The sequence below is a fragment of the Nisaea sp. genome (genome assembly GCF_040217065.1).
Taxonomy (GTDB): Bacteria; Pseudomonadota; Alphaproteobacteria; order Thalassobaculales; family Thalassobaculaceae; genus Nisaea.
On the sequence record NZ_JAVJNX010000005.1, the window covers coordinates 324,462 to 342,870 of the forward strand.

The following is an 18,409-nucleotide window of genomic DNA, read 5'->3' on the forward strand; positions in this document are numbered from 1 at the left end:
AAACAGGTTTCAGCGGAAGCAGCGATGTCGACACCCTTCTCGGTTACGGCTCCCAAAATCGATCCATATCGCAATCCGGTGCACGGCCACAGCCTCCGTCCGGACAATACGCCCGACGACAATGACCGGGTCGAGATCGGACCGACCGCGCTCGCCTTCCGGGAATGGGAGGCCGCCGGGATTGCTTGCCCGGACCTGCCGGAACTGCGCCGTCACCGCTGGGAGCGGCTGACCGCCGCGATCGTCGAGCGCGATCTGGCGGGGCTGCTGATGTATGATCCACTTTCGATCCGCTACGCCACCGACACCACGAACATGCAGCTCTGGGCCGCGCATAACCCGTTCCGGGCCTGCCTGCTGCTGGCCGACGGGCACATGGTGCTGTGGGAATATGGCGGGCTGAAACACCTCTCCGTGTTCAATCCACTGGTGAAGGAAGTGCGCAAGGGCGGGTCCTTCTTCTATTTCTCGACCGGCGACCGGACAGAGGAAAAGGCGGAACTCTTCGCCGCGCAGATCGACGAATTGCTGCGGGAACACACACCGGGCAACCGCCGTCTTGCGGTCGACAAGATTCAGATCGCCGGACTCCGTGCCCTCGACCATCTCGGCATCGAGGTGATGGACGGGGAGGAGGTGACCGAGCGGACCCGCGCCATCAAGGGGCCGGAAGATATCCAGGCCATGCGCTGCGCCATGCATGCCTGTGAGCAGTCGGTTGCCACCATGCGCGCGGCTGCCCGTCCTGGCCTGACGGAAAACGATCTCTGGGCCGAGTTGCACAAGGAGAATATCCGCCGCGGCGGCGAATGGATCGAGACCCGTATCCTTTCCTCCGGCCCGCGCACGAATCCCTGGTTCCAGGAATGCGGCCCGCGGGTGATCGGCAACAATGAGCTGGTGAGCTGGGACAGCGACCTGATCGGCTGCTACGGCCTGTGTGCGGATATTTCCCGCTCCTGGTTCATCGGCGACGGAAAGCCGACGGATGAACAGAAGCGCCTGCACGCCATCGCCCTTGAGCACATCATGACCAACCGGGAGCTGCTGAAACCCGGCGTCAGTTTCCGCGAACTCTCCCTCGGCGGTCACATGCTGCCGGAGGAATTCGTGCCGCAACGCTATGGCTCCAAGTTCCACGGAGTCGGCCTGTGCGACGAATGGCCGGCGATTCCCTATCCGGAGGATCTGGATAGCAAGGGCTATGACGGAGTGCTGGAGCCGGGAATGACGCTTTGCGTCGAAGTCTATCTCGGCGCCGTCGGCGCGCCGGACGGGATCAAGCTGGAGAACCAGGTGCTGATCACCGAAGACGGCTACGAGGACCTGACGCACTGTCCGTTCGATGAGAGGCTGATGGGGTGAGATGCGCAGAGCGCATTCACACGTGCCGGAACACCAGCACCCCGAAGACGATCGCGATCCCGAGCGGTCCCCAGAGGAGGGTGCCGACAAGCCCGAGCCATGCCAGGAAGATGAACGCGCTCCCGACCAGCCAGATGAACAGGCGATCGCCGCGCGTCGTGGTCAGTCCGAGTATGCCGTCGCGCGGGGCGCCGCCGGGATTGCGCAGCTCGAGCACCGTCATGGTGCCGAGGCAGCAGGCAATGAAAGCGAAGAAGGCGGCGGTGGGCCAGGTCCAGGCCATCCAGCTGAGTCCCATGCGCTGTCTCCTTCCCTAGACCCGCCCGAGGGCGAAGCCCTTGGCGATGTAGTTGCGGACGAAATAGATCACGAAGGCGCCCGGGATGATGGTCAGGGTACCGGCTGCCGCGAGCAGGCCGAGCTCGTAGCCTGACGAGCTTGCCGTCTTTGTCATGGTCGCCGCGATGGGTTTCGCCTCGACCGCCGTCAGGGTCTTCGCCAGCAGCAGCTCGACCCAGGAGAACATGAAGCAGAAGAAGCAGGCGACGCCGATGCCGGCGGCGATGGTCGGCACGAAGATCTTCAGGAAGAAGCTCCAGAAGGAGTGGCCATCCACATACGCCGTCTCGTCCAGCTCCTTCGGCACGCCCGACATGAAGCCTTCCAGGATCCAGACCGCCAGCGGGATATTGAACAGGGTGTGGGCCAGGGCCACGGCGATATGGGTGTCGAACAGGCCGACCGCCGAGTAGAGCTGGAAGAAGGGCAGGGCGAAGACGGCGGGCGGCGCCATCCGGTTGGTCAGCAGCCAGAAGAACAGGTGTTTGTCGCCGATGAAGCGGTAGCGCGAGAAGGCGTAGGCGGCTGGTAGCGCCACTGCGACCGAGATCGCCGTGTTCAGGGTCACATATGTAATGGAATTCACATAACCCATGTACCAGGTCGGATCGGTGAAGATGGTGATGTAATTGTCGAGCGTGAATTCCTGCGGATAGAGCGTGAAGCTGCCAAGGATCTCGTTCGTGGTCTTGAACGACATGTTGATGAGCCAGTAGATCGGCAGCATCAGGAACAGGATATAGAGGCTCGGGACCAGCCATCCGGCGGTTTTTTTGACGTTCATGTCACTGTTCCTCGTTCCGCGTCATCACCGTGTAGAAGACCCAGCTCAGCGCCAGGATAATCAGGAAGTAGATCAGCGACATGGCCGCCGCCGGGCCGAGGTCGAACTGGCCGAGGGCGATCTTCACCAGGTCGATGGAGAGCAGGGTGGTCGCGTTGCCGGGCCCGCCGCCGGTCAGCACGAAGGGCTCGGTATAGATCATGAAGCTGTCCATGAAGCGCAGCAGGAAGGCGATGGTCAGCACCCGCTTCAGCTTCGGCAGCTGGATGAAGCGGAAGATCGCCCAGCTTCCGGCACCGTCGATCTTGGCGGCCTGATAATAGGCGTCCGGGATCGAGCTCAGGCCGGCATAAGCCAGCAGCACGACGAGCGAGGTCCAGTGCCAGACATCCATGAGGATCAGCGTGAACCAGGCATCCCCCGGCTGGCGGGTGAAATTGAAGTCGAAGCCGATGGCGTTCAGCATATGCCCGAGGAAGCCGATATCGGGCAGTGCGAAGATGTTCCACATGGCGCCGACCACGTTCCAGGGGATCAGCAGCGGCAGGGCCATGAGCACCAGGCAGACGGACACCCACGGCCCCTTGCGCGGCATGGTCAGCGCAATGGCGATGCCGAGGGGCATCTCGATGGCGAGGATGCTGGCGGTGAAGATGGCCTGCCTGCCGAGGCTGGCATGAAAGCGGTCGGATTGCAGGATGTCCTGGAACCAGATCACCCCGGCCCAGAAGAACTCGTTGTTCCCGAAGGTTTCCTGGAACGCGTAATTGACCACGGTCATCAGCGGGATGATGGCGTTGAAGGCAACCAGCGCGAAAACCGGAAGGACAAACAGCCAGGCTTTGTTGTTCTGCAGCTTGTTCATATGTCCGCTCCTCCGGCCACCAGCCAGCCATCGCGATAGACCCGTGTCCGGTCGGCCTGGAAGGACAATGCGGTCCTGCCGGTCGGGATCTCGATCCCCTCATTCACCAGAAGCTTCACCGGCGCATCGCCGACCCGCGTCTCCACGATCTGGTACCGGCCGCTGTCGCTGACCTTCACCACCTCGGCTGCGATGCCGTCTTCTGCGAGACTGATGAATTCCGGCCGGATGCCGAGCCGGAGCGACCCTTCAGCTCTGTCCTTCACCGCGCCGGCATTGCTGGTCTCGATGGGCTGGCCCTGCAGGAAAGCCTGGCCGCCCTTCACCTCGCAATCGAGAATGTTCATGCCGGGCGAGCCGATGAAATGGCCGACGAATTCGTGACCCGGAGTCTCGAACAGTTCGACCGGTGTGCCGATCTGCACCACCTGACCGACATTCATCACAACCACCTTGTCAGCGAAGGTCAGGGCCTCCGTCTGGTCATGGGTGACGTAGATCATGGTTCGTTTTACCCGCTGGTGCAGCTCCTTCAGCTTGGAGCGAAGCTGCCATTTCAGGTGCGGGTCGATCACCGTCAGGGGCTCGTCGAACATGATTACGTTCACGTCGGAGCGGACCAGTCCGCGGCCGAGGGAGATCTTCTGCTTGCCGTCCGCGGTCAGGCCCGAGGCGCGGTTCATCAGGGTGTCCTCGAGATCGGTCATGGCGGCGATCTCGCGCACCTTCTTGTCGACCTCGGATTCCGGAACGCCGCGATTGCGCAGCGGGAAGGCGAGATTGTCGTAAACGCTCATGGTGTCGTAGACCACCGGGAACTGGAATACCTGGGCGATCTGGCGCTCGTCCGGGGACAGACCGGTAACATCCTTGCCGTCGAAAAGGACGCGCCCGTGGCTCGGCGTCAGCAGGCCGGAGATGATGTTCAGCAGGGTGGTCTTGCCGCAGCCGGAAGGGCCGAGCAGGGCATAGGCGCCGCCATCCTCGAAGGTGATGTCGAGCTGTTGCAGCGCATAATCTTCCGGTCGCTCGGGGTTCGGCCCGTAGGCGTGCCGCAGATCGTCGAGGGTGATCGTCGCCATCGCCTTACTCCCGGTTCCGCGCTGCGCCAGCGGCGACCAGCGCACCGTCCGGGGCAAAATACATGGCCTGGGCGAAGTCGGCATGGAGCCGTGCTTCGGCGCCGACCTCGAAGGCATGGATGCCATGGGCCTGGGAAACCCAGGTCCCGCCGCCCTTGGCGAAATGGATGATGCTTTCCGAACCGCTGAGTTCGGTCACCATGACCCGGCCTGAAACCGGCACCGGATCCGTGCCGGTTGCCGCGGGGGAGACGAAATGCGGCCGGATGCCGAGTGTGTAGGGACCGTCCGAAAGAGAGGAAGCGGGGCCATTGGCAACCCAGCGTGCGCCCTCAGAATCGGTGAAGTGTTCGCCTTGTTTCTCGCAGGACATCACGTTGATCGGCGGATCGGAAAAGACCTGGGCGCTGAGCAGGCTGTTGGGCTTGCGGTAGATCTCCCGGGTCGGGCCGAACTGGGTGACGGCGCCTTCGAACATGGTCGCGGTATGGCCGCCAAACAGCAGGGCTTCGGTCGGCTCTGTTGTCGCATAGACCACGATGCAGTTGCGGTCGGCGAACAGGCGCGGCAGTTCGTCCCGCAATTCCTCGCGCAGTTTGAAATCGAGATTCGCCAGCGGCTCATCGAGCAGCACGAGGTCCGCATCCTTGACGAGGGCGCGGGCGATGGCGGTGCGTTGCTGCTGGCCGCCGGAGAGGGCACTTGGCAGGCGGTCCAGCATCGGGGTCAGGCGCAGCAGCTCGGCCATCTCGCCGACCCGTTTGCGGATCAGATCGTCCGGCGCGCGCGCCACCCGGAGCGGGGAGGCGATGTTCTCATAGACCGTGTAGTTCGGGTAATTGATGAACTGCTGATAGACCATCGAGACGTTGCGCTGCTGCACGGGCATGCCGGTGACGTTCCGGCCATCGAACCAGATCTCGCCTTCCAGCGGACGCTCGAGTCCCGCCATCAGCTGCATCAGCGTGGTTTTCCCGGCCAGCGTGGAGCCGAGCAGGATGTTGAAGCTGCCGGGCTCGAACGTCAGGTCGGTCGGGTGGATATGCACCACGTTGCCGACACGCTTGCTTGCGCCTTTGAGTGTGAGTGTCATGGCCTCTCGAGAGGTCGGCGGATGATCGCGGGCCGTCCCGCCGCATCCGCAATACAAGGAAATCTAGAAAAAACCGGGGCCGGATCAAGGGATACGGCCCCGGAGGAGTGGAGTCTCCGAGTCAGGGAGAGCGGTCCTAGTTCTGAGACCAGCGTTTCACCAGCTCATCGTAGGAAACTGTTTCGCCTTTCGGCTTCTCGTTGGCGAGCGGGGCTTTCGCGCCACCCTTGCCGAGCCATTCGGACGGATCCTTCTCTTCGTTCAGACGCGGGCCGCAACCGCCATAGGTGTTGTTGGCCTTGTCCGCACGCTCCATGCGCGCCATCACCTGATCCATCTCGCTCGCGAGACGGTCCATGGCTTCCTGCGGGGTGAAGGCGCCGGAATTGACGTCACCGATCTGCTGCCACCAGAGCTGGGCCAGCTTCGGATAGTCAGGCACGTTCACGCCGGTCGGCGACCAGTTCACCCGGTCGGGCGAGCGATAGAACTCGACCAGACCGCCGAGCTTCGGTGCCCGTTCGGTGAAGGACGCGTCATTGATGTCGCTGTCCCGGATGATGGTCAGGCCGACATGGCTCTTCTTCAGAGACACAGTCTTGGAGACCACGAACTGGGCATAGAGCCAGGCCGCTTTCCGGCGGTCGACAGGGGTGGATTTGAACAGGGTCCAGGAACCGGCATCCTGATAGCCGAGCTTCTGGCCTTCTTCCCAGTACGGCCCGTGCGGGGACGGAGCCATCCGCCAGAGCGGGACACCGTTATCGTCCACGGTGTTGTTGCCATCGCTTTTCGGCGCCACCATCGAGGCCGTGAAGGCGGTGTACCAGAAGATCTGCTGGGCGACATTGCCCTGGCTCAGGGCCGGCAGCGACTGATAGAAATCATAATCGGCCGCACCCGGAGGCGCATATTTACGCAGCCATTCGTCCCATTTGCGGATGGCGTAGACCGCCGCCGGACCGTTGGTTCCGCCACCGCGGGCGACGGACGCGCCGGCCGGGTTGCAGGAACCTTCCTCCATCCGGATGCCCCACTCGTCGATCGGACGGCCGTTCGGCAGACCTTTAGAGCCGGCACCGGCCATGGAAAGCCATGCATCGGTCATGCGCCAGCCGAGATCGGGCGCGCGCTTGCCGTAATCCATGTGGCCGTAGATCCGGACGCCGTCGATTTCCTTCACATGCTCGGTGAAGAATTCGGCGATGTCCTCATAGGCCGACCAGTTCACCGGAACGCCGAGCTCGTAGCCGTACATCTCCTTGAACCTGGCTTTCAGCTCCGGCTTGCTGAACCAGTCGTAGCGGAACCAGTAGAGGTTCGCGAACTGCTGGTCAGGCAGCTGGTAGAGCTTGCCGTCGGGACCGGTGGTGAAGGACTTGCCGATGAAATCGTCGATATCGAGCGTCGGCAGGGTGACATCCTTGCCGTCGCCGGCCATCCAGTCGGTCAGGTTGACCGCGAGCTGAAGCCTGGAATGGGTCCCGATGAGGTCCGAATCGTTGATATAGGCATCGTAGAGGTTCCGATTCGTCTGCATCTGCGTCTGAACGGCCTGAACCACTTCGCCTTCGCCGAGCAGCTGGTGATTCACCTTGATGCCGGTGATTTCCTCAAACGCCTTGGTCAGGGTCTTGGATTCATACTCGTGGGTCGGGATCGTCTCGGACAGGACATTGATTTCCATGCCCTGGAACGGTTCGGCCGCCTTGATGAACCACTCCATCTCGGACTTCTGGGCGTCCTTGGAGAGAGTGGAGGGCTGGAACTCGCTGTCGATCCATTTTTCGGCTTCTGCCATGCCCGCCTTTGCGACGTTCGGCACAGCGAGAAGAGCCGTGACCGCAACCGCAGCCATCAGTGTCTTCTTCATTTATTCCTCCCAGCTTGATCGCTGCTGGGACTATCAAACGAAAAAAAGCGAAGGTCAAGCTATGCTCGCTGGGTATCATTCAAATACATGGTTCGCGGTATGATTTATGTGGTTCATCGAATTATGATGATGGACTATAAATATAGATATATCAATTGATTATGATCAGAATTCTGGATTCTGCTTGCGGAAATATGGATGGCGTCCCGATTGAATTCGTATTGAATGCTTGTCTCGAAAGCGAAAGAAAACGAATATGGGCTGATTTTCAACACGAAAGCCGTCTCGATGTGTTTTCATATGAACATTCCAGTGGTGATTCCGGCCGCTGGATTTCTCGATTGAACGTTTGCGAAAGGACGCGAGATGGATGCGGTTTCGCCGCGGCAAACCGATATCCTGAGAATGGCCCGGCAGTCCGGGCGTGTCGGCGTCGACGATCTCGCGCTTCAGTTCGAAGTGACGCCGCAGACCATTCGAAAGGATCTGAACGAAATCTGTGATGCCGGCTTGCTGCAGCGGGTGCATGGCGGCGCGGTCTATCCGTCCGGTGCCATCAACTATGCCTACGATGCGCGGCGCTCGCTCGCGGCGGAGGAGAAGCGCCGGATCGGCGCGGTCGCGGCGGCGCTCATTCCGGACAACAGCTCGGTCATCCTGAATATCGGGACGACGACGGAGCAGGTCGCCTTTGCCTTGCGGGATCGCGAGGGCCTGATGGTCATCACAAACAATATCAATGTGGCGAACATCCTGCGGGAATCGCCGTCCACGGAAGTCATCATCGCGGGTGGTCTTGTTCGCCGGGCGGATGGCGGGATTGTCGGTGAAGCGACCGTCGATTTCATCCGCCAGTTCAAGGTAGATCACGCGGTGATCGGTGCCTCCGCGATCGACGAGGACGGGGCCATCCTTGACTACGATTACCGCGAGGTCCGGGTTGCACAGGAAATCATCCGGCATGCTCGCCGAACGATCCTTGTCGCCGACCACATGAAGTTCGATCGAAACGCGCCGGTCCGGATCGGACATCTGAGCGACATCGACATTCTGGTGACCGACGCCGAGGTTCCGGAAAGTGTTCAGGACCTTTGTGCGGTTCATGGCGTTGTAATTGCCCGTGCACCCGGGGTTCAGAGTGAAAACGATCCAAGCTGAGAGGAATTCACCGATGTATGACATCGCCGTAATCGGTGGCGGTATCAATGGCTGCGGCATTGCCCGGGACGCGGCGGGGCGCGGCTATTCCGTCTGCCTCGCCGAGATGGCGGACCTCGCCAGCGGGACCTCGTCCTGGTCGACCAAGCTGATTCATGGCGGGCTGCGCTATCTCGAGCATTACGAGTTCCGGCTGGTGCGGGAGTCTCTGGAGGAACGTGAAGTGCTCTGGGCCATGGCACCACACATCGTCCGGCCGATGCGGTTCGTGCTGCCGCACCATTCCGGTCTCCGTCCGGCCTGGCTGCTACGGCTGGGCCTGTTCCTCTACGATCATCTCGGCGGGCGCAAGCTGCTGCCGCCGACCCGGGTGCTGAACCTGACGTCGGACGCGGCGGGTGAGCCATTGAAGCCGGCATTCCGCAAGGGCTTCGAATATTCCGATTGCTGGGTGGATGATGCCCGGCTCGTGGTGCTGAACGCCCGCGACGCGGCGGATCGCGGTGCCGACATCCATACCCGCACGCAGGTTGTGAGGGCGGTGCGTGAAGACGGACACTGGCGGGTGACCCTGCGTGATCTGCAGACCGGCACGGAACGGGACATCACGGCGCGGCTGCTGGTCAATGCTGCCGGTCCCTGGGTTGACCGGGTTCTGGATGATAGCTTCGGGCGCAACGGCGCGCGGAATGTCCGGCTGGTGCAGGGCAGCCATATTGTCGTGCCGAAACTCTATGAGCACGATCGCAGCTATATTTTCCAGAATGCCGATGGCCGGATCTTCTTCACCATCCCCTACGAGCGGGATTTCACCCTGATCGGCACGACCGACCGGGACTATCAGGGGGATCCGGCAAAGGTGGCGATCACGCCGGAGGAATCGGCCTATCTGTGTGCCGCCGCCGGTGAGTATTTCAAGCAGCAGGTCAAGGTCGAGGACATAGTCTGGACCTATTCCGGCGTGCGGCCCCTGTTCGACGATGGTGCCTCCAAGGCGCAGGAAGCGACCCGGGACTATGTGCTCCGGGAAGAGGGGGCACCCGAGGACGGCGTGCTGGTGAATATTTTTGGCGGCAAGCTGACCACCTATCGCCGGCTCGCCAATGCGGTGCTGAAGAAGATCGAAACCGCGCTTGGTCCGAAGGGGCCGGAATGGAGCGGCTCGAAACCGCTGCCGGGGGGCGATTTCCCGGTGCTCGACTTTGAGAAAAGGCTGGTGGACCTGAAGCAGCGCTATCCGTTTCTCGATGAGGGCACGGCACTCCGGCTGGAACGCCAGTACGGCACGCTGGTGGAGGAAATCCTCGGCGACGCGAAGGCACTTTCGGATCTCGGGCGTGTTTTCGGTGGCGGGCTGACGGAAGCGGAAGTCCGCTACCTGATGCAGCACGAATGGGCGGTGACAGCTGAGGATGTCCTGTGGCGGCGCAGCAAGCTGGGACTCCGGTTGACGAAGGCACAGGCCGATGCGCTCGAGGCCTTCATGGTCCAGTTATCGTCTTATGCTGCTTAGGTAATCTTATTTCTCTAGCGGGTTGCAAATAAGGCGTTTTGTTATCATTCTGGCCGCGATCCGGCGGTCTGTCCGGACTATTCATCCGGGAGCCTTTTCATGTTGGGTCCGAAAGCGGGCGGCCTTTCCGGCGCCTTCTACGGGAACGCCTATATTCTGCTCGCCCTCACGACAATGATGTGGGCTGGCAACGCTGTCGCCGGACGGTTGGCCATCGGCGAGGTGTCGCCGATGGCGCTGGTTGTTCTGCGCTGGGCCGGCGTGGTGCTGCTGATGGGGCTTGTTTCGCGTAAGAAGGTTCTGGCCGAGTGGCCGGTGTTGCGGCAGAGGTTATGGTTCCTGTTCGCCCTTGGCGCCCTCGGTTTCACCTTGTTCAACGGACTGTTCTATGTCGCCGCCCATTCCACGGTGGGGATCAATATGGGCATCCTGCAGGGCTCGATCCCGGTCTTCGTCCTGATTGGCGCGCTGCTCGTCTACGGGACGCGCGTCTCGCTGGTCCAGGGTGCCGGCGTGATCCTGACCATGGTCGGGATCACACTGATTGCCGCCCGTGGTGAGTTCGAACGCCTGGCCGCACTGGAGTTCAACAAGGGCGACCTGCTGATGGTCATGGCCTGCGCGCTCTATGCCGGCTACACGGTCGCGCTGCGGAAGCGGCCGAACGTCTCCGGCCTTGCCATGTTCACCGTGATGGCGGCTGCCGCTTTCGTCACAGCGCTGCCGCTGGCCGCCATTGAAATCTATCTCGGCGATTTCCAGTGGCCGACGCTGAAAGGCTGGGGAATCGTGCTGTTCGTCACCCTGTTTCCATCTTTCCTCGCGCAGATATTCTTCCTGCGCGGGGTCGATCTGATCGGGCCGGGCCGGGCGGGCGTGTTTGTCAATCTCGTGCCGGTGTTCGCGGCCGGGCTCGCCGTGGTGATATTGGGTGAGGTTTTCGCCTGGTATCACGCCGCTGCGCTCGTCCTCGTTCTCGGCGGCATCGCGCTGGCGAACCGGACAAAGAGCTGAATTCGGCGCAGCCGGACTTGCCCTTTTCGGATGACCGCGTATGACTGGGAAAAACATGACTGTTCCCGGTCAGTGACCGGTCTGAGAGGAGAGCCCCTTGAGCGCACACCCCGTCACCGTCGTCGATCATCCGCTCGTCCAGCACAAGCTGACGATCATGCGCAAGGCCGATACGACCACGTCGAAGTTCCGTCTTCTCCTGAAGGAAATCGCGCACCTGCTGGCCTATGAGGTGTTGCGGGATCTGGATGTCGAGACAATCGAGATCGAGACGCCGCTGGAAACCATGATGGCGCCCCGCCTTGAGGGGAAGAAACTCTGTTTCGTCTCCATCCTGCGCGCCGGTAACGGCCTGCTGGACGGCATGCTGGAGTTGGTGCCGTCTGCCCGCGTCGGCCATATCGGTCTGTATCGCGATCCGAAGACGCTGGAGCCGGTGGAATATTACATGAAGCTGCCGGAACGCCGCGAAGAGCGGCTGTTCATCGTCGTCGACCCGATGTTGGCCACCGGCAATTCCGCCGTTGCCGCAATCGAGCGCCTGAAGCAGGAAGGCGCCACCAACATCAAGTTCGTCTGCCTGCTTGCGGCGCCGGAAGGCATCGAGACTTTCCAGAAAGCGCTGCCGGAGGTACCGATCTTCACTGCGTCCATCGACAGGCAGCTGAACGAGAAGGGCTACATCATGCCCGGGCTCGGCGATGCCGGGGACAGGATGTACGGCACCAAGTAGACACAGCGATCCGATTGGGGCGGGAAGCATGACATCACCGAAGCCGTTGGCCGGCAGGCGGGTGCTGGATCTGACGAATGTGCTGGCAGGGCCATTCTGCTGTCACCAGCTCGCCCATCTGGGGGCGGAGGTGATCAAGGTCGAGGTGCCTGGAAGTGGCGATCTTGCCCGCCAGCTCGGCTCGGACCGGGAGCTGAACGAGGCCATGATGGGGGTCTCTTTCCTGGCCCAGAATGCCGGCAAGCGTTCCATCACGATCAATCTGAAATCCGAGGACGGCAAGGCCGTGTTCCGGCGCCTGGTTGCCGGAGCGGATGTGTTGGTGGAGAATTTCCGGCCGGGCGTGATGCAGCGGCTCGGGCTCGGTTTCGAGGTGCTGAAACAGTCCCGCGCCGACCTCGTTTACTGCGCGATTTCAGGCTTCGGGCAGGACGGGCCGATGCGGGATCTGCCAGCTTATGACCAGATCATCCAGGGCATGTCCGGTGTCATGAGCATCACCGGTGCGCCGGACACAGCGCCCTACCGCGTCGGCTTTCCGATCGCAGATACCATCGGCGGCCTGACCGCAGCCATGGCAATTTCGGCGGCTTTGGCGGAGAAAGACCGGACCGAGCCGCGGTTCATTGACGTCGCCATGCTTGAAGCCGTTCTGGCGACGATGGGCTGGGCCGTCTCGAATTTCCTGATCGCGGGCCAGCCGCCGCGGCCGCTCGGCAATGACAATGTGACGTCGAGTCCGTCCGGGACATTCCAGACGCGGCAGGGGTTGCTGAACATCGCGGCAAACAAGCAGGAGCAGTTCGAGGCGGTGTGCAGGACCGTCGACCGTGCCGCTCTGATCGCCGACCCGCGCTTCTCGACACGGTCCGGCCGGCTTGAAAACCGCGTGGCCCTGGCGGCCCTGCTGACCGAAGCCCTGATGCAGGACGACGCCGAAAGCTGGGAAGCACGGATGAATGAGGTCGGCGTGCCGGCCGGCCGGGTGATGACCGTGCCGGAAGTCCTGGCGGTGCCACAGGTCGCGGACCGGGGGCTGGTCGAGACATTCGCGATGGTTCCGGGCGTGGGACGCGATGTGAGCGTCGTTGTCCCGGGAGTGAAAATCGACGGAGAGGCGCCGCGCGTCGACACGCCGCCGCCTGTTCTCGGCGCGGAGACCGACGGAATTCTTGCGGAACTGGGTTACTCTGCCGACGAGGTCCGGCAATTGAGAAATAGCGGCGCGGTGTGACGCGGACGGCTGCCGAGGGAACGGGGATGAAAACCGCACTGATTGTTATCGACATGCAACTCGGATCCTTCGCACCCTATGCAAGCCGCCACGATACGCCGGGAACGATCGAGCGCATCAACAGGGTGGCCGCGAAGGTCCGCGCAAAAAGCATGCCGGTGATCTTCGTGCAGCATGACGGTCCGGAGGGCGATCCGCATCACCCGGACGCACCGGGGTGGCATCTTTTTGCCGGAGCTGGAGAAAGACCTGTCAGACCCTGAGGTGCGGAAGACGTCGTGTGACGCCTTCCTCGACACCGCCCTTGCGAAGCTGCTGGAGCGCGAAACGATCGAGCAGGTCATCGTGACGGGGAATGCGTCGGATTTCTGCGTGGATACGACCGTGCGCGCGGCGCTCGCCCGTGGCTACCGGACCATCGTTCCATCTGACGGGCACACGACGGCGGACCGGCCTTACCTGTCCGCCGCGAAAATCATCGAGCATCACAATGCGGTCTGGTCCGACTTCCTGTCGCCCGTCGGGCCCGCGATGGTGATACCCACCGATGCAATAGATCTGGACTAAATATCCTCGCAGCTCAGGCTTTTTTCGCTTGCCAGTCTTTCAGCGCCTCGTGTGCCTGATCCGGGCTGGCCATTGTCTCGTCATGTCCTTCGCGCTTGGCGGTCAACTCGATGACATAACCGTTCGGGTCGCGAAAGTAGATCGAGTCGATGAAGCCGTGATCGGCAACGCCCCGCGTCTCGATTCCGGCATCCTTGCCCTTCTGGTGCATTTTCTTCAGATCGTCCGGTGTGACCTCAAGCGCGATATGCAGGTCGAAATCATGCTGCTCCTTGAACTCGAACGGGCGGTCCGGCGCCTCGAAGAAGGCAAGGGCGGAACCGTCGTCCATCCGGTAGAACGAATGTAGTGTGCCGGTCTGCCGGCCACTCTTTGTTTCCGTAATCTCAAAAGCGTGGACCAGCGGCAATCCGAGGAAATCCTCGTAGAATGCGCGCGTTTCCTCTGAATCCCGGCAACGGTAAGCGTTGTGGTGCAGTCCCTTGATCATTGCTTCCTCCGGATCGGCACTATGGACTGGATTTTTACCTGACTTTCGATATCAGACATTCACGAGAGATAATCGGACTATCCATTCTGGAACAGACCATTCTCTCCCTAGAGGATAATATCCGATAATCGACTGAAATTCGCAGAATTAACTTGTCGCTAAGGAACCGGGCGTAGTCTCGCTTTGCAGCAGTGGAGAGCGCTTTGTTCCTGATAGTTTGGCATCGACGGGATTTGGACGCCGAGAACGATCAGGCTTCTCGGAGCAGGTAATGAATCCTTCGAACGACTCGTTTCGGGAAGTTGACGCGCTCGCTGAAGAGAGGGCGCGCCTTGAGGCGTTTGCCGATGTCTCGCATGGTTGGTTCTGGGAAACCGACACGAATCATTGCTTTGTCTACATGTCCGGCTCGGTCGAGCGATTGGTTGGCAGATCGCCGGAATGGCACTACGGCAAATCCCGCGTCGATCTGGGCGGACGCAATGTGAAGCCGGAGATCTGGCAGGCTCACCTGGATGCCCTGGCCGCCTCGCGCCCGTTTGACAGTTTTGTTTATCACCGGCCGACCTCGAGCGGTGAGCTCTGGGTGCGGACGAGCGGGGCGCCACGCTTTGATGCAGAGGGAACCTTTCTTGGGTATCGCGGGTTCGCATCCAATATCACCGAAGAAATTATGGTCCGCCGGGAGGCGGCCTTCCTGAAAGAAGCAATTCAGCAAATCACCGAGCCATTTGTTCTGTGGGGACCCGATGATCGTCTGGTCGTCTGTAACGACGCGTACCGCAAACTGAACGAAAATTTCGCCTCCATCCTGGTGCCGGGAATTGCTTTCGTGGACGTGCTGCGTGCCATTGCCGACGAAGGCCGTGTCTTGGATGCGATCGGGCGTGAGGAAGAGTGGATCCTGCAACGGATGGAGAATCACCGGCTGCCGGAGCATTCCTACTATCTGGAGCTGGCGGGCGACCGACATATGATGATCCACCAGCAAAAGCTCTCGAATGGCGCTGTCGCCTGGTTCGGCCTGGATATCACGCAACTGAAACATGCCGAGCGTCGGGCGGAAAAGGCTCACAGACAGCTGACCGATGCGGTCGAGGCGCTGCCGGATGGCTTCTGTCTTTACGATTCAGACGATCGTCTCGTGCTGTTCAATTCCCATTATGCGGCGTTTCTGAGGACATTCCACGTGGAGGCGGAAGTCGGCCTCTTCTACGAAGACGCCTTGCGCCAGGCTGCCGCTTCGGAATTGTTCGAGATCCCGCAAGATTCAAGAGAAGAATGGATACAGAAGAGGTTGTCATTGCATCGCTCGCCCGATGTCGTGCGGTTCGATCGCCCATTCAACGGGGGATGGACGAGGGCGATCGAGAGCAGCACGCGCGACGGGAGCCGGGTGGGGCTTCGGATCGACATTTCCGAGTTAAAGGATCAGGAAGCAGAATTGCGGCGCGCCCGAGAGGCGGCCGAGATTGCGAACAGCGCGAAGTCGATTTTCCTCGCCAACATGAGCCACGAGCTTCGAACGCCCTTGAACGGGGTTATCGGCCTCAGCCGGTTGCTCGCCGAAACGCGGCTTGATGAAAAGCAGCGCGATTACATGGCGAAGATCGAGGCGTCATCCGAAAGCTTGCTGTCCATCGTCAAGGATGTTCTGGATTTCTCCAAGATCGAAGCCGGCGAAATGACTCTTGAGTACGTTGATTTTGGTCTGGACGCCGAGCTCCGGCGTCTGAGTGACGTGATATCGCTGCGGGCAGCGGAGAAAGGTCTCAATTTCCGGGTCGAAACAGACCCTGACACGCCGATGAATCTCAGGGGAGACCCAACGCGCACCGGGCAGATACTTCTGAACTTTCTTAGTAATGCCGTGAAGTTCACTGAGCGCGGCGAGGTGGTGCTGTCCATCGAAACCGAGGCCATTGCGGATGGCTATGCGACCTTGCATTTCTCCGTCCGGGATACCGGTGTCGGAATGACAGACGAGCAGGTGGAGAATGTCTTCAAGCCGTTCACACAGGCGGATCCGTCAACCACAAGGCGGTTCGGCGGCACCGGGCTCGGGCTCTCCATCAGCCGGTCGCTCGCCGATCTGCTGGGTGGCAGGATCTGGATTGAGAGCACGCCAGGCAAGGGCAGCACATTTCATTTCAGATTACAGCTCGCGATCGGTTCCGCTTCCACACCGTATCAGACGAAGGCATTTGAACGCCTCGCTGACCATCTCGTTCTTGTCGCCGATAACAGTGAAACCGCCCGGATTCTGATGCAGGAGATGCTGTCCCGGATGGGCATAGAGGCCCATGTCGTCGACGGAGGCGCGGAAGCGATCGCAGCAGCAGCCGAAGACGGGCCGTTTGATGCATTTCTGCTCGATTACAGAATGCCGGATATCGATGGCCTCATGGCGTGCCGGAGCATATGCGAGGCGGCGAGAGCCAAAGGCGCTGACAGCCCCCGCATTCTCATTGTTTCCGCCGATGAGACGGCATTTCTGAAAAATGCTGCGCGTGAAGCCGGTGCGGTCGGCGTTTTGACGAAACCGATAAATGCGTCGTCCCTATTCGACGCCGCAGCACTTCTGTTCGACAAGGCAGAGCTTATGTCCGTGAACGAAGGCAAGTCTGTTCCGCCCGATGGGTTGCGGGGATTGCGAGTATTGCTGGTCGAAGACAACGCGATTAACCGGGAGGTCGCGGTCGCTGTATTGGGCAAAGCCGGTATCAGTGTGACGGAGGTGGAGAACGGAGCTGCGGCGGTGGCCCTTTTGAGGACTGCCGGTCGCGCGGCCTTTGACGCTGTATTGATGGATATTCAGATGCCTGTAATGGACGGTTATGCGGCGACAGAAATCATCCGGGACGCGCCTGAATTTGACGATTTGCCAATCATTGCGATGACCGCCAATGCAATGGCGAACGAACGGGAAAAATGTTTCGCTGTTGGTATGCAGGACCATGTCGCAAAGCCGATAGATAACAGGAAACTGTTCGCCGCACTCTGGAAATGGTGCAAAGTCGAGGATGACGGTTTGCCGTCTGTTCTTGATGGGGAGGCGAACCGAGCCAGTTCGGAAGTGGGTGAGTTGGTCAACAATAACAACGAAACCGCGCTGACATCAGATGATCTTGTCGCGCGTTATGAGCCGCTTGCCACGATGATCGGCGATGCCTCCATGGTGGGCCGCTTCCTCGGCCAGTTCCGGGAAAGCTTCCAGTACGCGCGGTCCGAATTTGCCGGTTATGTCGATGCGGGCGATAGCGAGGGTGCGCATCGCTACGCTCACCAGATCAAGGGCGTCGCGGGAAATCTGCGGCTGAATGATATCTTCGAGCAGGCGAAACTGGTTGAAAGCCGCTTCAAGGACTCAGGGTCGCCCCCGGAAGCGTGTACTGCCGAGCTGGAGGAACTGCTGGACCTGATCGAGGCAGAGTTGCTTCTGATTGACCGGCACCTGACCGAGAACGCCTAGGTCTCGAAAGAAATCAATCTCTTGTATAGATGCCAAGTCGCATGCCCCAGAACGGGCAGCGTTATCAGCAGCCCCAGAAAAGCCGGTAGCATCGAGATATAAAGGGTCAAGCCGATGACGGCGGCCCAGCCGATCATGATGAGCGGACTCATCATGACAGTCTTGAAGCTGGTGATCATCGCGGTGATGAAATCGTGGTCCTGTTCCAGCAGGAGCGGGAAAGACATGACGGTGGCTGAGAACAGGATCAGCGCAAGCACCGCTCCGAAGATATGTCCGAGGACGAGAAAAGCCAGACCGTCATAGGTGGTCAGGATCACGGTCAGGAAACCGTCGAAACTGGTAAAAGACTGAAAGCCAAGAAAAATCGCGAGAAGTACGCGGACCTGATACATCCACATGATCAGCACGAACATGGTGACGAAAGCCATCCAGCCGAGCTCGCGGCGCCGCTGGGCGAAGATGACGTCGAGAACGTCTTTCCATTCCAGATCCTGACCCGCGGAGAGCCGCCGGCTGACCTCGTACAACCCGACTGCAGCGAACGGACCGATCAGGGAAAAGCCGACAGCGGTCGGATAGGCAAGGTAGGACAATCCCAGGGCCCAGGTCATGGCCAGAATGGCCAGGCCGCCCAGCGCAAAAAAGCCGCCGAAGAACAATCCGAATCCCGGAGCTCTCAGGAAGTCTTTCCAGCCCTCTTGCAACGCGGCCTTGATATCCGCGAGCGTTCCGGCCCGGATGACGATTTTTGGAGGGTATGCTGTTTCGGATGTCACGCTCAGTCCTCCCATAATGCTTTTCCATTGATTCTAGGACTTCTTGCG

15 protein-coding genes and 1 pseudogene are annotated in these 18,409 nt (G+C 60.7%); 8 read left to right on the forward strand and 8 right to left on the reverse strand.

Translation table 11 applies throughout. From position 1 onward, the window contains the following. Window positions 1–24 precede the first annotated feature (24 nt). Window positions 25–1,365, forward strand: coding sequence for a dimethylsulfonioproprionate lyase DddP (gene dddP, locus RH950_RS06170; RefSeq protein WP_350054759.1), 1,341 nt, complete (start codon window positions 25–27; stop codon window positions 1,363–1,365). Between the two features lie 16 nt (window positions 1,366–1,381). Here dddP and RH950_RS06175 read toward each other — a convergent pair whose 3' ends face one another. The 6 genes from RH950_RS06175 to RH950_RS06200 form a co-directional block, all read right to left on the reverse strand. After that, on the reverse strand, window positions 1,382–1,663 hold the full coding sequence (locus tag RH950_RS06175; protein ID WP_350054761.1) for a DUF2160 domain-containing protein: 282 nt from the start codon (window positions 1,661–1,663) through the stop codon (window positions 1,382–1,384). 15 nt (window positions 1,664–1,678) lie between these two features. Beyond that, window positions 1,679–2,488 (reverse strand): carbohydrate ABC transporter permease, encoded by an 810-nt coding sequence (locus RH950_RS06180; protein WP_350054763.1) that lies wholly within the window; start codon window positions 2,486–2,488, stop codon window positions 1,679–1,681. A gap of 1 nt (window position 2,489) precedes the next feature. After that, window positions 2,490–3,353, reverse strand: coding sequence for a carbohydrate ABC transporter permease (locus tag RH950_RS06185; RefSeq protein ID WP_350054765.1), 864 nt, complete (start codon window positions 3,351–3,353; stop codon window positions 2,490–2,492). Further along, on the reverse strand, window positions 3,350–4,435 hold the full coding sequence (locus RH950_RS06190) for an ABC transporter ATP-binding protein (RefSeq protein WP_350054767.1): 1,086 nt from the start codon (window positions 4,433–4,435) through the stop codon (window positions 3,350–3,352). The genes RH950_RS06185 and RH950_RS06190 overlap by 4 nt, the downstream gene beginning before the upstream one ends. 4 nt (window positions 4,436–4,439) lie before the next feature. Beyond that, window positions 4,440–5,528, reverse strand: coding sequence for an ABC transporter ATP-binding protein (locus RH950_RS06195; protein WP_350054769.1), 1,089 nt, complete (start codon window positions 5,526–5,528; stop codon window positions 4,440–4,442). A 136-nt stretch (window positions 5,529–5,664) separates the two neighbouring features. Beyond that, window positions 5,665–7,401: an ABC transporter substrate-binding protein gene (locus RH950_RS06200; protein ID WP_350054771.1), complete on the reverse strand. Its 1,737-nt coding sequence runs from the start codon at window positions 7,399–7,401 to the stop codon at window positions 5,665–5,667. Between the two features lie 366 nt (window positions 7,402–7,767). On the opposite strand from RH950_RS06200, the gene RH950_RS06205 reads away from it, so the two are divergent. The 6 genes and pseudogenes from RH950_RS06205 (at window position 7,768) to RH950_RS06230 (ending at window position 13,620) form a co-directional block, all read left to right on the forward strand. Continuing rightward, a complete protein-coding gene (locus tag RH950_RS06205) occupies window positions 7,768–8,559 on the forward strand; it encodes a DeoR/GlpR family DNA-binding transcription regulator (protein WP_350054773.1) in 792 nt (263 codons plus the stop codon). 13 nt (window positions 8,560–8,572) lie between these two features. Continuing rightward, window positions 8,573–10,072 carry a glycerol-3-phosphate dehydrogenase gene (glpD, locus tag RH950_RS06210; protein WP_350054775.1) on the forward strand — a complete coding sequence of 500 codons (1,500 nt, stop codon included), beginning with the start codon at window positions 8,573–8,575 and terminating at the stop codon, window positions 10,070–10,072. 99 nt (window positions 10,073–10,171) lie between these two features. Then, the gene (locus tag RH950_RS06215; protein WP_350054777.1) at window positions 10,172–11,086 is read left to right on the forward strand and encodes a DMT family transporter; all 915 of its coding nucleotides are present in this window, start codon (window positions 10,172–10,174) and stop codon (window positions 11,084–11,086) included. Between the two features lie 97 nt (window positions 11,087–11,183). Further along, window positions 11,184–11,819, forward strand: a complete 636-nt coding sequence (upp, locus tag RH950_RS06220) for a uracil phosphoribosyltransferase (RefSeq protein WP_350054779.1) — start codon at window positions 11,184–11,186, stop codon at window positions 11,817–11,819. Window positions 11,820–11,847: 28 nt separating this feature from the next. After that, on the forward strand, window positions 11,848–13,053 hold the full coding sequence (locus RH950_RS06225; protein WP_350054781.1) for a CaiB/BaiF CoA transferase family protein: 1,206 nt from the start codon (window positions 11,848–11,850) through the stop codon (window positions 13,051–13,053). Window positions 13,054–13,106: 53 nt separating this feature from the next. Next, window positions 13,107–13,620: pseudogene (locus tag RH950_RS06230) on the forward strand (isochorismatase family protein). A gap of 13 nt (window positions 13,621–13,633) precedes the next feature. On the opposite strand, the gene RH950_RS06235 reads toward RH950_RS06230, so the two are convergent. Beyond that, a complete protein-coding gene (locus RH950_RS06235) occupies window positions 13,634–14,110 on the reverse strand; it encodes a VOC family protein (protein ID WP_350054783.1) in 477 nt (158 codons plus the stop codon). A gap of 271 nt (window positions 14,111–14,381) precedes the next feature. Here RH950_RS06235 and RH950_RS06240 point away from each other — a divergent pair, with 271 nt between their 5' ends. Then, entirely contained in the window at window positions 14,382–17,582 is a 3,201-nt protein-coding gene (locus RH950_RS06240) for a response regulator (RefSeq protein ID WP_350054785.1), read from the forward strand. Here RH950_RS06240 and RH950_RS06245 read toward each other — a convergent pair. Then, on the reverse strand, window positions 17,579–18,361 hold the full coding sequence (locus RH950_RS06245; protein WP_350054787.1) for a DUF2189 domain-containing protein: 783 nt from the start codon (window positions 18,359–18,361) through the stop codon (window positions 17,579–17,581). The genes RH950_RS06240 and RH950_RS06245 overlap by 4 nt on opposite strands. Window positions 18,362–18,409 lie beyond the last annotated feature (48 nt).